The organism is Vannielia sp. ABF1_015 (assembly GCF_056160745.1).
The window spans coordinates 1,398,124-1,415,245 of the sequence record NZ_JBSWXT010000001.1 but is presented as its reverse complement, the minus strand read 5'-3'; the positions used below and the strand labels follow the sequence as shown (position 1 = coordinate 1,415,245).

Annotated in this window: 20 protein-coding genes and 1 tRNA gene; 4 read left to right on the top strand and 17 right to left on the bottom strand. The window is 65.7% G+C overall.

What is annotated here, in order from left to right; genetic code table 11:
* Nucleotides 1-109 precede the first annotated feature (109 nt).
* The gene (locus ACXAG6_RS07110) at nt 110-583 is read right to left on the bottom strand and encodes an RrF2 family transcriptional regulator (protein WP_475336460.1); all 474 of its coding nucleotides are present in this window, start codon (nt 581-583) and stop codon (nt 110-112) included.
* A 200-nt stretch (nt 584-783) separates the two neighbouring features.
* Here ACXAG6_RS07110 and ACXAG6_RS07105 point away from each other — a divergent pair, with 200 nt between their 5' ends.
* Nucleotides 784-1,050, top strand: coding sequence for a spike base protein, RCAP_Rcc01079 family (locus ACXAG6_RS07105; protein ID WP_140013232.1), 267 nt, complete (start codon nt 784-786; stop codon nt 1,048-1,050).
* A gap of 75 nt (nt 1,051-1,125) precedes the next feature.
* Here ACXAG6_RS07105 and ACXAG6_RS07100 read toward each other — a convergent pair whose 3' ends face one another.
* The 10 genes from ACXAG6_RS07100 to ACXAG6_RS07055 all read right to left on the bottom strand — a co-directional run bounded on the left by ACXAG6_RS07100 (nt 1,126) and on the right by ACXAG6_RS07055 (nt 7,932).
* Nucleotides 1,126-1,311 carry a DNA gyrase inhibitor YacG gene (locus tag ACXAG6_RS07100; protein ID WP_140013231.1) on the bottom strand — a complete coding sequence of 62 codons (186 nt, stop codon included), beginning with the start codon at nt 1,309-1,311 and terminating at the stop codon, nt 1,126-1,128.
* Entirely contained in the window at nt 1,308-2,336 is a 1,029-nt protein-coding gene (locus ACXAG6_RS07095) for a ribonuclease E/G (protein WP_475336456.1), read from the bottom strand. The genes ACXAG6_RS07100 and ACXAG6_RS07095 overlap by 4 nt, the downstream gene beginning before the upstream one ends.
* Nucleotides 2,333-2,911, bottom strand: a complete 579-nt coding sequence (locus ACXAG6_RS07090; RefSeq protein ID WP_475336454.1) for a Maf family protein — start codon at nt 2,909-2,911, stop codon at nt 2,333-2,335. Before ACXAG6_RS07090 ends, ACXAG6_RS07095 begins: the two co-directional genes overlap by 4 nt.
* Before the next feature lies 1 nt (nt 2,912).
* Entirely contained in the window at nt 2,913-3,131 is a 219-nt protein-coding gene (gene infA / locus ACXAG6_RS07085) for a translation initiation factor IF-1 (protein WP_074254530.1), read from the bottom strand.
* Between the two features lie 124 nt (nt 3,132-3,255).
* On the bottom strand, nt 3,256-3,651 hold the full coding sequence (locus ACXAG6_RS07080; protein WP_254695491.1) for an arsenate-mycothiol transferase ArsC: 396 nt from the start codon (nt 3,649-3,651) through the stop codon (nt 3,256-3,258).
* Nucleotides 3,652-3,716: 65 nt separating this feature from the next.
* A complete protein-coding gene (locus ACXAG6_RS07075) occupies nt 3,717-4,196 on the bottom strand; it encodes a UPF0262 family protein (protein ID WP_475336451.1) in 480 nt (159 codons plus the stop codon).
* 68 nt (nt 4,197-4,264) lie between these two features.
* Nucleotides 4,265-5,566 (bottom strand): histidinol dehydrogenase, encoded by a 1,302-nt coding sequence (gene hisD / locus ACXAG6_RS07070; protein WP_475336449.1) that lies wholly within the window; start codon nt 5,564-5,566, stop codon nt 4,265-4,267.
* A gap of 21 nt (nt 5,567-5,587) precedes the next feature.
* On the bottom strand, nt 5,588-6,106 hold the full coding sequence (locus ACXAG6_RS07065; RefSeq protein ID WP_475336447.1) for an N-acetyltransferase family protein: 519 nt from the start codon (nt 6,104-6,106) through the stop codon (nt 5,588-5,590).
* A complete protein-coding gene (locus ACXAG6_RS07060; RefSeq protein WP_254695427.1) occupies nt 6,103-6,585 on the bottom strand; it encodes a DUF2948 family protein in 483 nt (160 codons plus the stop codon). Before ACXAG6_RS07060 ends, ACXAG6_RS07065 begins: the two co-directional genes overlap by 4 nt.
* Nucleotides 6,586-6,912: 327 nt before the next feature.
* A complete protein-coding gene (locus tag ACXAG6_RS07055; protein ID WP_475336443.1) occupies nt 6,913-7,932 on the bottom strand; it encodes an alpha/beta hydrolase family protein in 1,020 nt (339 codons plus the stop codon).
* Nucleotides 7,933-8,045: 113 nt separating this feature from the next.
* On the opposite strand from ACXAG6_RS07055, the gene ACXAG6_RS07050 reads away from it, so the two are divergent.
* Nucleotides 8,046-9,047: a helix-turn-helix domain-containing protein gene (locus ACXAG6_RS07050; RefSeq protein ID WP_475336441.1), complete on the top strand. Its 1,002-nt coding sequence runs from the start codon at nt 8,046-8,048 to the stop codon at nt 9,045-9,047.
* 23 nt (nt 9,048-9,070) lie between these two features.
* On the opposite strand, the gene murA is transcribed toward ACXAG6_RS07050, so the two are convergent.
* From murA to ACXAG6_RS07030, 4 genes are all read right to left on the bottom strand, one after another.
* Nucleotides 9,071-10,342, bottom strand: coding sequence for a UDP-N-acetylglucosamine 1-carboxyvinyltransferase (murA, locus tag ACXAG6_RS07045; protein WP_475336439.1), 1,272 nt, complete (start codon nt 10,340-10,342; stop codon nt 9,071-9,073).
* Entirely contained in the window at nt 10,335-10,505 is a 171-nt protein-coding gene (locus ACXAG6_RS07040) for a hypothetical protein (protein ID WP_475336438.1), read from the bottom strand. Before ACXAG6_RS07040 ends, murA begins: the two co-directional genes overlap by 8 nt.
* A 78-nt stretch (nt 10,506-10,583) precedes the next feature.
* Nucleotides 10,584-11,588: an aKG-HExxH-type peptide beta-hydroxylase gene (locus ACXAG6_RS07035; RefSeq protein WP_475336435.1), complete on the bottom strand. Its 1,005-nt coding sequence runs from the start codon at nt 11,586-11,588 to the stop codon at nt 10,584-10,586.
* A complete protein-coding gene (locus ACXAG6_RS07030) occupies nt 11,589-11,768 on the bottom strand; it encodes a hypothetical protein (protein ID WP_475336433.1) in 180 nt (59 codons plus the stop codon).
* Nucleotides 11,769-11,865: 97 nt separating this feature from the next.
* Here ACXAG6_RS07030 and ACXAG6_RS07025 point away from each other — a divergent pair, with 97 nt between their 5' ends.
* Nucleotides 11,866-12,813, top strand: a complete 948-nt coding sequence (locus ACXAG6_RS07025) for a hypothetical protein (RefSeq protein ID WP_475336431.1) — start codon at nt 11,866-11,868, stop codon at nt 12,811-12,813.
* 78 nt (nt 12,814-12,891) lie between these two features.
* Nucleotides 12,892-12,966, top strand: a tRNA-Thr gene (locus ACXAG6_RS07020).
* Between the two features lie 339 nt (nt 12,967-13,305).
* Here ACXAG6_RS07020 and ACXAG6_RS07015 read toward each other — a convergent pair.
* Together ACXAG6_RS07015 and ACXAG6_RS07010 are read right to left on the bottom strand one after the other, a co-directional pair.
* On the bottom strand, nt 13,306-15,537 hold the full coding sequence (locus tag ACXAG6_RS07015; RefSeq protein ID WP_475336428.1) for a molybdopterin-dependent oxidoreductase: 2,232 nt from the start codon (nt 15,535-15,537) through the stop codon (nt 13,306-13,308).
* Nucleotides 15,538-15,607: 70 nt separating this feature from the next.
* Nucleotides 15,608-17,101 (bottom strand): ABC transporter substrate-binding protein, encoded by a 1,494-nt coding sequence (locus ACXAG6_RS07010; RefSeq protein ID WP_475336426.1) that lies wholly within the window; start codon nt 17,099-17,101, stop codon nt 15,608-15,610.
* Nucleotides 17,102-17,122 lie beyond the last annotated feature (21 nt).

Genomic DNA, 17,122 nt, shown 5'->3' with positions numbered 1-17,122 from the left:
CCTCGGGCATTTTTCTAGCACCGGTTGTGGCGGGTGGCCATGCTATTTGGGGCTGAAGAGCGGCGGTTTATGCGGCGTGCCAGAGGGGAGCGCAGGCGGCAACGCGCTGCTAGGGCGAGACCCTGCACTCTGGCACCACAGGCGCGACGGCTTGCTGGGAAAACAACACCTCCAAGCCGCTGTTACCGGCCACAAGCTGCTCCAGCGTCACGTCATCGAGCGCCCCATAAAACGCGGCAAGCGCCTGCTCCAGCGCCGGGCGCAAGCGGCACGCGGAAATCAGCGGGCAGGTGTTGTCATCTTCCGAAAAACACTCGGCAAAAGGCAGCGCGGCCTCGAAGTGGCGAAACACCTCGCCCACGCGCACCTTTTCGGGCAGTGCGGCCAGCTCGACCCCGCCTGACCGCCCACGGGTGGCGCGAACATAGCCCTGGCGGTGTAGCACGGGCACCACCTGCATCAGGTGATTGACCGAAACATCACAAGCCCGCGCGATATCGGCGGAGCGGTGCTGGCGGTCCGGGTAGGTGGCGCAGAACATCAGCACGCGCATGGCAAGGTTGGTTCGGGTCGTCAGGCGCATCTGGCGAGGTTCCTCATTGCGTGCCTGCAGGCTAGCGGGGGCCGAACCGCGCTCACATGACATGGATCAAACCGCGGTGGAGCGTGCGGTGCTGTCGGGAAGCGTTATTCACCTTCGCCTAGGGTCTCCCCGGTTCGCGCGCTGCCATGGCGAGGGCCGCCGACGCGCATGACATCAGCATCAGAAAAGAGACCGACACAATGCACGATCCCTTCAAGAACCGCTCCCCAAGCCTCTCGGGGCCCGCGACGGATATCATTCCGATCACCCCGGCTGACGGCACCGATCTGCCCAGCGTTTGCGTGGCGCTTTACGTGGAAACCGGCGGCACCCTTGCCATCACCACCCAGGCCGGGGCCGCGCGCAGCGTGACGGTGGGCGACCGGGCGATTTTGCCGGTGGGCACGCGGCAGGTGGCGGCCACGGGCACGACCGCCAGCGGGATTCATGGGTTTGTTGTCAACTGATCCAACGTGAAGAGGTGGCAGGTGGCTGTCTTGGCCCCTGCCCCAGCCCTCCGCGCGCACGATGTCGTGGCGGCGCTAATGCGGCTTGGGCGGGGTCTCGTCACCGCTCAGGCGCAGCGCCTCTTCGATGTCTTCAGGGTCATCCGAGGGCACCGCGTAGGCACCGGTGAGCCATTTGCCGAGGTCGAGATCGGCGCAGCGGCGGGAGCAGAAGGGGCGGTACTTCGGGTCGGTGTCCTTGCTGCAGATCGGGCAGGTCACAGGGCCTCCTCGGGCAGGGTGAGAGAAAGCGGCAGGCGCTCGCGCTTGCGTTGCATCTCATACTGGCCAAGCGGCGTCCACCCGGCGAGCACCGTCTCGATCGGGTCGGTACGGAAGGCGGCCTTGATGCTTTGCTCCAGCTGCTTGCGCTGCCCCTTGGGCATGGGCGCGAAATCCACCACGATGCGACCGCCGAGGCCGCGCAGCCGCAGCGCACGCGGCAGGGCCTTGGCGGCGGCGATATTGGCCTTCAACGAGGCGGCGGGAGACATATCTGCGCCGGTGTTCACATCCACCGCGACCAGCGCGCGGGTGGGCTCGACATAGAGCGTGGCCTCCCCTGCTTGCTCGCCCGGCCCCTGAAGCGCGGCAAGCGCATCGAGCACACCGTGGCTTTCGAAGCCGCCGGGCTCGGTTATCACCTCGGCAGGTTCGGTCCACTCGCGCCAGGCCAGAAGATGCGGGCCGTCGCCGGGGTAGACCTCACCCAGCTCGCCCTCGGAAAGCGCGGCTTCGGCGGTGGCCAGCATGGTGGCAACGTCTTCGGCAATCTCGCTCTCCTCGGTCCCGACGCAGGACGAGCGCAGGATCAGCCCCCAGTCGCGGCCTTCCAGCGCTTCCAACGCAGCAAGTTTGAGCCTGTCGCGCTCGTCCTCATCGCGGATCGAGCGGGCGACGTTTACCCCCGGGGCATCGGGGGTGACGATGACGTAGCGCGATTTGAAGGTGAGGCTGCGGGTGACGGGCGGGGCTTTTTCAACCTCGGCAAAGCCGGTGACCTGCACCACCAGCGCCTCACCGGGTGCGATGCCCTTGGCTTGACGCAACCAGAAGCGCTGGCCCTGCGCAGCGAGGAAGATGCCCCCCTGCCCTTTCGCCTGACGCTCCGCCTTGGCGCGCCAGATCGCGCCAGGCCGGACGGTGCCGGGGGCTTCGATGAGCAGATCGTGCAGGCGGCCATCGACCATGAGCGCGGCGGCTTCGCGGCCAGCCACGTGATCGAGGATGATCTGGCGTCCCTTCATGATGTCTCCCCATAAAGCGGGTAGCCCGCCGCGACCAACAGCTGCGCGGTTTCTGCCACCGGCAGGCCCATCACGGCAGAGTAACTGCCGGAAATCCACGGGATAAAGGCCCCGGCCGGGCCCTGAATGGCATAGCCGCCAGCCTTGCCCTGCCAGTCGCCGGTTTCGAGGTAGGCGAAGATCTCGGCCTGCGAAAGGCGCTTCATCTTCACCGATGTGACCACGTCGCGCTGCCACATCCCGGCCTCGCTGCGCACCGCCAGCGCGGTGATGACGCGATGCCTGCGGCCCGAGAGCGCGCGCAGAAATGCCCCCGCCTCGGCCCGCCCCTCTGGCTTTCCGAGGATGCGGCGGCCAAGGGCCACGGTGGTATCGGCGGTGAGCACGATTTCGCCCGCGCTAGGAGGCAGCGCTTCGGCCTTCTCAACGGCCATGCGGCTGCAATAGGGGCGCGGAAGCTCCCCCTTGGCCGGGCTTTCATCAATATCGGCGGCGCGGATTTCGTCGGGTATAATCCCGAGTTGGCCCAGCAGCTCGCGACGACGCGGGCTGCCGGATCCGAGGATGAGTCGCATCTTACCGGAAGCGGTAGTTGATGCGGCCCTTGGTCAGGTCATAGGGCGTCATCTCAACCTGCACCTTGTCACCGGTGAGGACGCGGATCCGGTTTTTGCGAAGTTTTCCTGCCGTATGCGCAATGATTTCATGGCCGTTTTCCAGCTCGACCCTGAACGTCGCATTAGGCAGGAGCTCCTTCACGACACCGGGAAATTCGAGCAGTTCTTCCTTGGCCATGGTCACTCCATTGTTGCACTGTTGCCGCACTGTGGCGGACGCGGCACTAGATGCGCTCAAAGGGGCAACAAATCAAGCGGAAATCGAGTTCCCTCGGGCGCTTGTGACCTTTTTGACCGGCTGGCTACTTTTGCGTCGGCGGACCGAAGCGCTGCCTCATCCGGTCAAGCAACTGGTCGCGCACCTGACGATAAACGCCCATCTTGGCCTCCCGGGTCTCGCCAAGGCCGGAGGGGTCCATGATGGGCCAGTATTCGACATCGAGGTGGAAGACCCGCGTCATCTCCAGCGCTTGCCGTTGGGAGGCGGGGGAGAGGGCGACGATTAGATCGAACCCCGAAAGATCATCGCCCCATTGCTGCATTTCCTCGAAACTGCGCGAGCGATGGCGGTGCAGCTCCACCCCGATCTCGTCGCAGACGGCGATGGCAAAGCCGTCAACATCGAGGTCGTTGTAAACCCCGGCCGACTGCACATAGGCATCGTGGCCGTAGAGCTTTTTCATCAAGCCTTCGGCCATTGGCGAGCGCACGGCGTTATGGTCGCAGCAGAAGAGAACCGAGGAGGGGAATGCCTTGCCCAAGCCTAGCTCCCGAAGTGCAGAACGCAGATGAGGGTAAAGAGGCGGCGGGCGGTGTCGGTATCGACCTCGGCCTTGCCCTCCAGCCGTTCCTGAAGCACCCGCGCGCCCTCGTTGTGGATGCCGCGACGGGCCATATCGATGGCCTCGATCTGGTGCGGCGGCAGCTTTTTGACCGCGTCATAGTAGCTTTCGCAGATCTGCCAGTAATCCTTCACCACCTGCTTGAAGGGCGAGAGCGAAAGGTGGAAGGCGCCGATTTCGTTGTCCTGCTCGTCGGACACATCAAACACCAGCCGCCGCTCGCGGATGCACAGGTGCAAGCGGTAGGGGCCGGGGGGCATTTCGTAGCCGTCTCGACCCGTTGGGATGAAGCTGTTGTCTTCCAGCAGGTCGAAGATGGCCACCTTGCGCTCCTGCTCGATTTCCGGCGTGGGCGGCGGCAGGTTGGCGTCGTCGATCTCGATATGACAGATGCGGCTCATGGGCGCGTGTCTCCGTGGCTTCGGAAAGAAGTAGCGCCTGCGGGCCGTTACTGCAATGCAGCGAAAGTCTAGCGGTTCAGCTTGTCGAGACGGGCGCGCACGGAAAGGCCGTGGGCTTGGAGGCTTTCGGACTGCGCGAGGGTTTCTGCCGCCGGGCCGATGGCGCGGAGGGCTTCTGGGGTCATCTTGGCCAGCGTGGTGCGCTTGAGGAAATCCATCACCGAGAGGCCGGAAGAAAAGCGGGCGGAGCGGGCGGTGGGGAGCACGTGGTTGGGGCCGCCGATGTAATCTCCGATGGCTTCAGGGGTCCACTGGCCAAGGAAGATGGCGCCGGCGTGGTTGATTTTTTCGCTGAGTTTCTCGGGGTTTGCGACGCAGAGCTCGAGGTGCTCGGGGGCTATGCGGTCGGACAGGTCTGCCGCCTCTTCGAGGCTGCGGACGGTGATGACGGCGCCGTTGTCGCGCCAGCTTGCGCCTGCGATCTCGCGGCGCTCGAGGGTTTGCAGGCGGGTGTCGATGGCCTTTGCCACGGCCTTGCCGAAATCGGCATCGGTGGTGATGAGGATCGACTGGGCGGAGGCGTCGTGCTCGGCTTGAGAGAGCAGGTCGAGGGCGAGGAAATCCGGGTCGTTTTCGGCGTCTGCGATAACCAAGATTTCAGAGGGTCCGGCGATCATGTCGATGCCCACTTTGCCGAAGACCCGGCGCTTGGCGGCGGCGACGAAGGCGTTGCCGGGGCCGGTAATTTTATCAACCGGGTCAATAGTTTGCGTGCCATAGGCCAGCGCCGCAACGGCCTGAGACCCGCCGATGCGGTAGACGGTTTTGACCCCGGCGAGGCGGGCGGCGTAGAGGACGAGGGGGTTGGCTTCGCCGCCGGGGGTGGGGCAGGCGATGACGAGGCGCTCGACGCCTGCGACCTGGGCGGGAACGGCGTTCATCAGCACCGAGGAGGGGTAGCTGGCGAGGCCGCCCGGCACATAAAGACCGGCGGCGGACACAGGGCCCCAGCGCCAGCCGAGGGTGGCGCCGTCCGGGTCTGTCCACTGGGCATCTTCGGGCATCTGACGGACGTGGTAGGCGCGGATACGCTCGGCGGCCAGCTCCAGCGCGGCGGCCTCGGCGGCGGGCACACGGGCGCAGTGCTCTTCGATCTCGGCCTCGGAAAAGGCAAGGGTTTCAGGGGTTAAGCTGAGGCGATCGAACTTCTCGGTCAGCTCGATCACCGCCTCATCGCCGCGGGTGCGGACGTCGGCGATGATGGCGGCCACCGCCTCGTCTACATCGGGCGCATCCTCGCGCTTGGCGTTCAGCAGGGCCTGAAACTGGCCTTCGAAATCGGCAGCGGTGGTATCGAGAAAGACGGGCATGGGCTCTCCTTTGGGAGCCTCTTACCCGCCTGCCGGGCCGCTCTCAAGACGGTCCAGCCGCAACATCATATGCAGCTCGTCGTGGTAACTTCCGTTAACGCAGAGCGCGCGGGGGCTGCGGCCCACCTCAACGAAGCCTTCGCGAGCATAGAAGGCCTTGGCGCGGGGGGCGGCGGAGGAGACATAGAGCTCCACCTGCGCCACGCCGCTCTCACGGGCCAGCGCAAGGGCCGCGCCGAGCAGATCGGAGGCCAGCCCGGTGCCGCGATGGGCGGGCTGGAGATAGACCGACATGACAAAGGCGCGGTGGCCGATCTTGTGGCCGTCCTCGCGCATGTAGAGCAACATGCCGACCAGTTCGCCCCCCGCGAAGGCACCGAAATTGTCGCCCATTTCCAGACGGTTGGCATAGTCGAGATCGGTCTTGCCCTGCGCTTGCGAAAGATCTTCGCCAAACGCCTCGGGGGCCAGTTCAAGCGCTTCGAGCCGCAGGGCGCGGAAGCCTTCCGCGTCAGCTGGCCCAAGCCGCCGGATGCTCACTCTTCGGGGTGCTCCGGGGCCTTGCGGGAGGGGGCGACATAGGGGCGGGTGACATCTTTGAGCACCACGTCGAGGCACTCAACGGAAAGGCGGATCGCCCCGTCGCCCGCCAGCGTGAGCGTGAGCGTTCCGGTGCCGTCTTCGCCCTCTTCCCAAGCGATTGCCAGCAGTGACAGGATTGTATCGGGCTCGGACCGGTCGATGCCCATGGTTGCCACGCCCAGCACATCGCCCACCCGCAGCACCGATTGCACCCGCTCATAGGGGCGCTTGCGGGCCTCGGCGCGGGCCTTGTCTTCCCAGCGGAAGCGGTTGAGCAACAAGGCAAATTCGCGGCTCGCCTTGTCATACTTCATCTCGGTGATCGGAAAGACCGCATCTTGCACCAGCGCAGAGACGATGGGCACGGAGCCGTCATCCATGGCGGCGAGGTAGATCGGGCGGTCTGCCCCGTCTTCAAACTTGGCGTCTTCAGCCACGATGAGCCTCCGGGGGCGGAATTGCAGGTAATTCTTGCATCACCTGAAAGACATAGGGGTTTCGGCGCAGCCTCACAAGCCGCCCCTGCCCCACCGTCCCGGCAGGTTAACAGACGGCGATCTGTTAAGGAGAGTTAATGGGCCACAAGCGATGCACAAGTGATGCACAACCCATGCATACGCGGTTTTTGCACGCTTAGGCGAGGTTAAGCCAGCGTTCGCGCGCAGGAGCAGGTATGGAGCCAAACCCCGAGGTGCACCGGTGGGGCCGACACGCCCCGCTTGCCGCCGGACGACCGGCGGCAGGGGCGTGCCGGGCTGATCTGCCTAGAGGTCCAGAAACTTCGCGATCGCGGTGAGGGAAGCCTCATGGGCGGTGGCCCGGCTCCAACCCTCGGGATCATCGCAGATCGGGTCTTCGCCCTCCTCCTTCAGCAGTTCCGGCGCGTTTTCCTTGCAGATCGGCAGGAAGGAATAGTGGTGGGCGTTGGGGATGATGCTGTGTTCGACCTGCGGCAGCCTGTCGACCAGACCGCTGCCCTCTGTTCGCAGGTCGGTGGTGAACCATGGGAAGCTGTCGCCCAGAGAGACGAGTTGCACCGTCACCTCGACCGCCGCCGCGCTCTCGGGCACCGCCGCATAGGTGAAGCCGGGATCGACGGCGACGATGGAGGTGAAGCGGGGATCGGACATGTTGGCGGAGAACTCCGGCGGCAGGTGATCGAAGTCGACGCCGCCGCGCGTCAGGAAAAGGCAATCCTGCGCCGCTTCTCCGTAGGTTTGGCAGAAGTCGCGATAGGCCCCGGCATCGAGCCGCAGCCCGCCGATGCCGAGCACCGTGGAGCCGCCGAGCGAGAAGCCCAGTGCGGCGATCCTTTCACGGTCGATATGCGTGGCGAGCTGCGGATCGGCCAGCACATGGTCGAGCGCGGCGCTCAGATCCGCCGCCCGCTCCGACAGGCGCACGGTGCGGCGCGGCGAGCTGTCGCCCGTTGTCGTGCCGGGGTGGTTGAGCACCACCACCATGGCCCCGCGCTCGGCCAGACCGGCGGCGAGCCAGGCGGTGCCGTCGATGCTGCTGCCGGAACCGTGCGAGACGACGATGAGCGGCAGCGCGTCCTCGGGCAGCGCGGCGCCGATATAGGCTTCTTCGCCTTCGAAGATCATGTTGTCTCCGACCGGGGCGGCATAGGTGGGCCGACCGACCGGATACCAGACCCCGGCGGCGATGGGGGCCGAGCGGTGGGTGGCGCGGATATCGAACCTGTCGAAACCCACGGTGGGCTCGGCGAGGGCGGGGGTGGCGATGGCCGCGACGAGGGCGGCGGTGCAAAGCAGGGGGTTCATCATGTGGCTCCTTGGTTTGGATGATGACCCCGGCTTGCATGGGGTGGCCTGTTTGCGCGTCCTTGAACCGGTTTGAGGTCGTCCGAAACCGGATCCTGGTCTATTCGGGCGTGATGTTGACGCTTCCGATTCCACTCGTCGTTGCCCTGATCCTTGGGTTTTTGACCCTGCGCCATGCGCTTGCCGGGGACCGGCATGGGCTGTTTCTGGTGCTGTTGGCGGTTTGCGGGCTTCAGGCGCTGGTGATTTCGCTGACCCAGCATTACGGGCTGTGGTTTTTCTGGCTGCTTCAGCTGACGGCGGCTGTGGCGATGCCGCCGCTGGCATGGCTGGCGTTTCAATCGGCCGCGCTGCGCGCCCTCGACTTTCGGCGTGACTGGCTGCATCTGCTTGGCCCCGCCTTTGTCGCCTTCAGCACGGTCTTTGCGCCGATCACGCTGGACGTGGTGCTGCCCGCGCTCTTTGCAGGCTATGGCGCGGCGATCCTGATCCGGCTGCGGATCGACGAGGCGCTGCCGCGCGCCCGGCTTGGCGCGGGCCCGGTGCCGGCGCGGATATGGAGGGCCATGGGGCTGTTGCTGATCGTTTCGGCCCTGTCGGACGCGCTGATCGGCATCGCGCTGCGGCTGGGCCATGCCGACTGGCGGCCGCTGATCATCAGCTTTTTCACCTCGTTCACCCTGCTCGGCATCGGATTGCTGGCGCTCAGCCGCGATGCGGAAGGGACGGCGGAGGAGGAAGAGGAGGCCGCCGCGCCGGAGGCTCCCGGCCCCTCGGAGGAGGACACGGCGCTGGTTGCGCGGCTGGATGCGCTGATGGCAGAGGCCCGGCCCCATCTGGACCCGGAGTTGACGCTGGCGCGGCTGGCCCGGCGGCTGCATGTGCCGATCAAGCAGCTTTCGGGGGCGATCAACCGGGTGAGGGGCGAGAATGTTTCGCGCTATGTGAACGGCTATCGGGTGGCCGAGGCCTGCCAGCGGCTGGAGGCGGGTGAGCGTGTGACCGAGGCGATGCTGGGCAGCGGGTTCAACACGAAATCGAACTTCAACCGCGAGTTCTCGCGGGTGATGGGCTGCTCCCCCACCGCCTTCCTGCGCGACGGACGGGACGGCTGACGCGGGGGCGCGGCCTGACGGCTTTAGTTTTCGTGCAGACGCTCGATATGGGCGCCGACGCCGGAGAGTTTGCGCACGACATGCTCATAGCCGCGATCGAGGTGGTAGACGCGGCTCACGACGGTTTCGCCCTCGGCGGCCAGACCGGCGAGGATGAGGGAGACCGAGGCGCGCAGGTCCGTGGCCATCACCGGGGCGCCCTTGAGCTTTTCGACGCCGGTGACGGTGGCATGGCCGCCCTGCACATCAATGTTGGCGCCCATGCGGATCAGCTCAGGGGCGTGCATGAAGCGGTTTTCGAAGATTTTCTCTTCGAGCACCGAGGTGCCCTCGGCGGTGCACATCAGGGCCATCATCTGCGCCTGAAGGTCGGTCGGGAAGCCGGGGAAGGGCTCGGTCACTACATCGACGGCGCGGACGCGGCCATTCTTGCGCTTCACCTTCAGGCCGCGGTTGGTTTGGGTGACCTCGATATCGGCCTCCTCCAACTTGTCGGCAAAGGCCCCGACCAGCGCGCGCTGGCCGCCCAGCAGCTCGACCTCGCCGCCGGCGATGGCGGGGGCGAGCATGTAGGTGCCAAGCTCGATCCGGTCGGTAACAACGGGGTGGGTTGCGCCGTGCAGGCTGTCGACGCCCTGAATGGTGATGGTGCCGGTGTCGGCCCCCTCGATCTGCGCGCCCATCTTGATGAGGCAATTGGCCAGATCGACGATTTCGGGCTCGCGGGCCGCGCCCTTGAGGACGGTCGTGCCCTTGGCCAGCACGGCGGCGAGCAGGGCGTTTTCGGTGGCGCCGACGGAGACCAGCGGAAACTCGTATTCGGCTCCCTTGAGGCGGCCTCCAGGGGCCTTGGCGTGGACATAGCCGTCTTTCAGCTCCAGCTCCGCGCCCATGGCCTCAAGCGCTTTCAGGTGCAGATCAACCGGGCGGGCACCGATGGCGCAGCCGCCGGGCAGCGACACAACGGCGTGGCCATCGCGGGCCAGCATGGGGCCGAGCACGAGGATGGAGGCGCGCATCTTGCGGACGATATCGTAATCGGCCTTGTGGTTATTGATGTCATGCGACGACATGGTGAGCACCTTGCCCTCTTGCAGCGAGGTGACCTCGCAGCCGAGCGACTGGAGCAGGGCTGTCATGGTGCGGATGTCGGAGAGGCGCGGCGCGTTGGTGAGCGTCAGCGGCTCTTCGGAGAGCAGCGTGGCTGGCATGAGGGTGAGACAGGCGTTCTTTGCGCCCGAGATTGGAATATCTCCCGAGAGGGCACCGTTGCCCTTGACCACGATTCTATCCATTGTCGCCCTCTTTACCGCTCGGCTCTGCCGTTTTGTCTGTTGTCTTGCCGGATTGCGCCCCAGACCGTGCCTTGGCCTGCGCCTTGCGGCGGGCCATGTTGGCCTTGAGCGCCTGCTTCAGCCGCTCTTCGCGCGACGCTGCCGGTTTGTCGCTTTTGCTCATGAAAGAGCTTTAGGACAAGGGGCGGGCGGCGTCCATCCCTTGGCAGGCCTTACCGGGCATTGCCGTGCCGCCCAGGGTTCAGGCCTCGATCCAAGCGCGGGCGCGCGTCATTATGGCGGCCCCCGTGGGCGAGAGATCGCCGTGGGCGTCGATCACCGAGATGCCGGAAGCGAAATTGGCGCGGTCGGTGCGGGCGGCCTCCAGCGCCTCGGCCTTTTCGGCCTCGGAGAGCAGCCCGGAGGCGGCGATGGTTTCCATCGCCCAAGCCATGCGGGCAGAGACGTAGGTGGCGTGGTAGATGCCATCCATCGGGCGCGGGTCGATCCGCAGTGGCGAGGGATAGAGATCTTCATCGGGGTTGTGCACCAGCGGCTCTTCAATGGTGAGGCCGAAGAGCAATGAGTGCGAAGCCTCGTGGGCCAGCACCTCGACAATCGCCAGCCGGGTCTTGTGAAAGGCGGGGTTGAGCAGCAGGAGACCCCAGAACTGGTAGTGAGAGGCGCCGTCGAACTGGGTTTTCGCGCCCTTGCGCCCCTCGGCGGCGATGATGCGGTGGATGATTGCGGTGAGCTCGGCGTAGAGATCGGTCAGCGCCTGTTGCATCAGGGCGAAGCCTTGAGCGAGACGCTCTGCGAGGTCGGCGGCCTTGGCCTCGGTCGAGGGGGCAAAATTGGCGGCGTCCTCGCCCATCCGCAGATCGAGCAGGGCATCGACCTCCCCTGCCCCACCGCGCGGCAACGTGGTGAGCGGCGGGCGCGGGGTGCTGGTGGCAGCGGTCAGCGGCGCGAGGTGGGGCGGCACCTCGTCTGGCAACTCCTCCAGCAGCAGTGCAGCGATGTGGAAGTATCGGCCAAAGGCCTCCGGCCCGACGCGGAGCCCACCGGCGATGCGCGCGGCGGCCTCGGCCAGCGGAGCGGAGATTTCCGGCCTGTATTCGGTGGCCTCGGCGAGGTGGCTCAGGCTCGCGGCCAGCTCATCGTGCATCCGCGCGTCAACGTACTCAGCCCGCGCCGGGTTGGGCGCGAAGCTGTAGAGCGTGTCATCAGGGGGTGCGGGCGCAGGCCCGCGCCCGGTGTCAGGCATTCAGGCCCGGCGCGCAGGGGCGGCAGCCTTGTCGCCCATCTTGAGGCCAAGCTTGCCGCCCATTTTGAAGCCGGGCTTGGCACCCATCTTGACGCCGTCCTTGGTGCCCATCTTGGCCCCGTCGTTGACGGCTGAATCGAGTTTGAAACCAAGCAGTTTGCTGCGGTCGAGTTTGGTCATGAAATACACTCTCGTCTTGGGGTTTCTCTCCGTCGATACTAGGGGCGACCCAGGGTTAACTGTCAAGGTTTTGCATATGGCTTCCCTCCCCGTTCTCATGTTTTTCCTGAGAAAACCCTTCAGGAACACGCTGCGCGAGATGCGCGAACATGCGCCGCGGTTCGGCTACCGGATCAAGATCTTCAGTTACGAGCGGCTGGGGCGCTGGCCGCTGCCCGCAGGGGCCGCCGTGTTTACCGATTTTGAGCGGATGGCGCCATGGGAGCTTGAGATGGTGTCGGTGCTGCGGGCGCGGATCGGCGACACGGGCGCGCCGGTGCTGAACGATCCGGCGAAGTTCCTGCCGCGCGGCGCGCTGCTGAAGGTGCTGCACCGGGAGGGGGTGAACAGCTTTGGCTGCGCCCTGCCCGCCCAGGGCGAGCGCCCGGCGCGGTTTCCGGTGTTTCTGCGCACCATGGCCGCACATCGCGGCGTGATCGGCGACCTGCTGCACGGCGCGGAGGAGGCCGAGGCCGCGTTGGAGGCGGCGATGGCGGCGGGCTACCCAATCTCTGATTTGTTTTTCGTGGAGTACGCCCCGCTGGAGAAGGAAGGCGGCGTGTTTCGCAAGCGCGCGGGCTTCGGGGTTGGCGGCAGGGTTGTGCCCGGCCCAACCGTGTCGGACCATCATTGGGTGGCGAAAACGGGCGTGAAGGGGGCGGCGGGTGCGGCGGAGTATGCCGCCGATCACGCCGAGTTGGAGGATTGGCCGCACCGCAAGCTGGTGGCGCGGGTGATGGCGCTTTCTGGCATGGATTACGGGCGGGTGGACTTTGCGCTGACGCCACAGGGGCCGGCGGTGTTTGAGTTGAACACCAACCCGCAGATCCGCCACAGGCTGGAGCATCCTGACGAGAATCGGGTGGCGACCTGCCGCTGGATCGACGCGCGGCTGCATGAGGCGCTGGCGGAAATCGCCCATCGCGGCGCCGGTGCGGGCCGGGCCGATCTGCGCGGCGTGATCGGACCGGGCGGGAAGCTGAAAAAGGCGGCAAAATTGCCCTAGAGAAGGCTTGCACTTCAGTGCGTGTAATGTAAAAGGCCCCTCACGCCGGGCGTCGCACCTCGCCGCCCCGGACCGGATGCTGTGGTAGCTCAGTGGTAGAGCACACCCTTGGTAAGGGTGAGGTCGAGAGTTCAATCCTCTCTCACAGCACCATCTCTCTCCCGATGTGACTATGTTCCCCCTACCCTGTTGAGGGGCTCGTCCGATGCAGTTCGCTGGCGCGACCTACTGGGGCGAGAGGCCATGCCTTGCCCGGAATTTCGGCCTAGTGTCGCCGCGCGCCACGCTCGGCTCGGGAATCTTAGGCGGCAGGGCGACGCAGCCCTGAACGTGGCGAAAGCTAGCCGGGACAGCTGGTTGCAGAGCTGCGCCGGAATTGGGCACGGGGGTTGCCATCTGCGCGTCGATTGGCCGGCTGGTTCGGGCACATTCGCCGCCCGAGTTGGGACCTCTGGAACGGGCTGAACGCAGCAAACCGAGGGACGCGTGGCCTTATGCGGGCAAAGCGCGGAGTGCTACGCGCGTTCCCCCCGCACTTGCTCCCTGTGAAAGCTCGGAAGACCCCATGTCTCTCGTCAGGGTGTTGGGGTTTCCGCCCAGATCCAGCAGGCTGCCGTCTGCTTTGCGCGTCGGCCGATACCAGCCCCCGGTGGGCAGGACGATATGACCGGGGCTGACGCGTGAATCGGCCTGCAGGGCGATTCTGACGGCGCCGCGGTCGTTGTAGATGACCGCAATACTGTCATCCTCGAGACCGGCGGCGGAGATGTCGGCGGGGTTGGCGCGGGCGACCTCACAGCCGTGGCGCCGCGCCTGCGCTGCGGCGGCTGCGCCGTCAAGTTGACTGTGCAGGCGGGCTTCGGGCTGGGGCGACAAGAGGCGGAGGGGGTAGGCGCTTGGCTCGGCCATGTCGCTGGGGATAGGCGCGCTCAGGGCGGCGTTGAGGCGGTTGTCCTGCCGCCGAAGCAGGGGCGGGAGAAGCTCGATCAGGCCGCTCGGGGTGGAGAGCGGCGCTTTGGCCGGGTTTGCAACGAACTGCGCCAGCGGTTGATCGACCTCTTCGGCACGCGGAATTGCGAGCTGGGCGAATCCGCTTTTTGCGAAACTCTCCCAGTCCGGCAAATCGGGGTGTGCTGCGCGGTAGCCAGCGTAGAGCGATCCTAGCCAATCCCGCACGGACAGGCCCTCGGTGAAGGCCGCGCCGAGGCCGAGATGCGTGGCGATGCGGGCCAGCACGGCGTGGTCGGTTTCGACGCCCTCGGGGGGAGGCATGACTTGCCGTGAGTGAATGATCCAGTCATCCCGGGAGGATGCGGCGATGTCTTCGCGCTCGAAGGGTAGCGCCGAGGGAAACACCAGGTCGGCATGCTGGGCGGTAGCGGTCCAGACGCTTTCTTGCACGATGATGGTTTCGGGCCGTTGCCAGGCGCGGGCGAGGCGATTGAGATCCTGGTGATGGTGGAACGGGTTGCCGCCGGCCCACCACACAAGACGGATATCCGGGAGGCGCAGCGGGCCACCGTTGTAGGTGATCGTGCCGCCGGGATCTTCCAGCATTTCGGTGAGCCGGGCGACCGGGATGAAATCGCGGACCGGGTTGGTGCCCTGAGGGAGCGCCGGGCCACGCATCCGGTTGATGGGGTTGCCGATGGAGGACACTGCCGAGAGACCGCAGGCAAGGCCACAGCCCGGGGTGCCGATCTGGCCGGCGAGGGTGGCGAGGACGAGCGCGGCCCAATAGGGCTGCTCGCCGGCCGTCGCGCGCTGTAGTGACCATGAGAGGTTGATGAGCGCCGGACCTGTGGCCAGCTTGCGGGCGATCTCTGTCAGGCGCTCTTCGGGAAGGCCGGTCTTTTGTGCTGCCCAATGCGGGGTTTTGGGGATGCCGTCTGCCGTGCCGAGGATCAGGGCGCGGATATCATCAAAACCGGTGCTGATCCGGTCCACGGCGGCCTCATCAACGTAGCCTTCGGTCAGCAGAACGTGGGCCATTGCGAGCATGGCGCAGGCATCTGTGCCCGCGTTGATTGGCTGATGCGCGCCGATTGGCGCGTCGCGGCTATCGGGCGAGAGGGTGAGCATCTCGCCGCCCGCTCGCGCGAAACGCTGGAGCCAACCAGCGGTGCGGTGCGCTCCGGTGCCGCCTGCCTCGACCTGCGCGTTTGCAAGGCGCATTCCGCCGAAGCTCAGCAGGAAGGGCTTGGCCGCAACGATCTGGTCCCAGCTCGGGTTGAAGCCGCCGGGATCGGCGTATTCGGGACCAACGAGATGAGGGAGCAAAACCTTGGCGGTGCCGTAGCTGTAGGTGTTACGGGCCGACACGAAACCACCTGCGAGGTTGAGGAACCGCTTGAGTTGGCTTTGCGGGTGATGGAAGCGACCGGCGGAACCCCAGCCATAGGAGCCGCCGAAGATTGCCCCGTTGCCGTGAGTGTGGCGCACGCGGTCCAGTTCTTTGGCCGCAAGGGCGCAGGCCTCCTCCATGGTGATTGGCACGAATTCATCCGGCGCGCCGCGCGGGGTGCTGCCCGGTGTAGCGTGCCGGCCTTGGAGCCAGCTTTTGCGGGCCATTGGCCGCGTTATGCGCGTGGCGTGGTTTGCCAAGGCGAGAAAGCCTTGGCCGAGGGGAGACGGGTTTGGGTCATGGCGGAAGGGCAGGAGCCGGGGGCCCGCAGGATCGCGCGCGATCTCATAGGTGCCGAAATGGCTGGCGAACAGTTCCAAGGGGCTCCTCCGGAAGAAAGCGGCAGGCAACCGCGAGCTGCCTGCCGTAAGGTTTTTCAGCGACGCCGGATCACTCTGCCGGGGTCATGTCGAAGGCACGTAGCCAATCGTCACCGCGGGCGGTGTAGCTCACCTTGGTGGAGACGCCATAGGTTGCCGGCTGGGCGTAGAGGAAGACCACGGGGGCCTCTTCGCACATGATCTCGGTGGCTTTCTTATAGGCGGCTTCGCGCTCCGCGACATCGGTGGTGGCGATGCCGGCGACGAGTTGTTCGTCAAACGCCGCGTCGTTCCAGTAGGAGTACTGGTTGCCGGGCTTGAACAGGGTCAGCAGACCGTCGGCGTCGATGGTGGCCCAGGCCTGACCGAGCAGCGAAAGGCGGCCAAGGTCGTGCGCTTTGCGGTACTTGTCGAGGTAGGCGCCGAATTCCATCGCCTGAATCTCGGTTTTCACGCCAACGTCGCCAAACATCTGGGCGACCGCCTGTGTCACCTCTTCGCCCTGCAGGTAGGTGGCCGACGGCAGTTCGAATTCGATCGTCTGACTCAGGTCGACGCCGGATTCTGCGAGCAGTGCCTTGGCTTTCTCCGGGTCGTAGGGATAGGCCTCCAGATCCGGGTTGTAGCCGAAGTAGTCGGGCGTCATCACTTGGCAGTTCGACACGTTGGCGCGCCCGTCAAACAGCGCTTCGGCGATCAGTTCCTTGTCGACCGCGTAGTTAAGGGCCTGACGGAAGAGCTTATTGTCAAGCGGGGCCTTCTCCGTGTTGAACTTGATGAAGACCGAGCGAGTGCTGTCGACCGCACCCGCGGAGGCGTTGGGGCTCTCGTCGATGCGCGCCAGTTCGGACGCGGGCACCTTGTTGATCAGGTCGACCTCGCCGGCCATCAGCGCGGCGATGCGGCTGGCGGTCTCGGGGATGACGCGGAATGTGACGCTATCAAATTGCGCCGGGGCATCGCCCCAGAACTCCTCGTTCGGCACCATGGTGATGTGGTCTCCGGGGACATTCTCGGAGATCGTGTATTTGAAGCCCGACATGGTTTCGGTCACCGGGTCATGCTCGGAGGCCCATTTGGGCGGGAGCAGCATGAACATGGAGAACTGCGCCGGGAGGGCTGGGTAAGGAGACGAGGTCTTGATCTCGAACTCGGTGGGCGAAATCACGTTGACGCCTTCGATCTGGCTGAACCACGAGGAAATGCGCTTGGGGTTGTCGGGATCGGTCACCCGGGCGATGTTCCAGGCCACGGTCTCGGAATCCAGCGGTTCGCCGTTGGCGAAGGTCGCGCCTTCGGTGAGGGTAAACTTCCATGTCAGGTCATCGACCGCTTCCCATGATGTGGCCAGCGACGGAACCAGATCATAGTTCGGCTCGCGCAGGATGAGCGTGGGGTAGATGTGGCTCAGAACCGAAAGATCGAGGCCCACGGAGGCGGAGCCGTGCGGGTCCAGCGTGTTGACCGCGGAGGTCTGGGCGATGGTGACATCCGCCGCCATCGCCGGGAGGGCAATGGCCGCGGCAAGGGCGGTGGTGGCGAGAAGTCGAGGCAAGTTGGTCATGGCGTTCCCTATCGTTGCGTG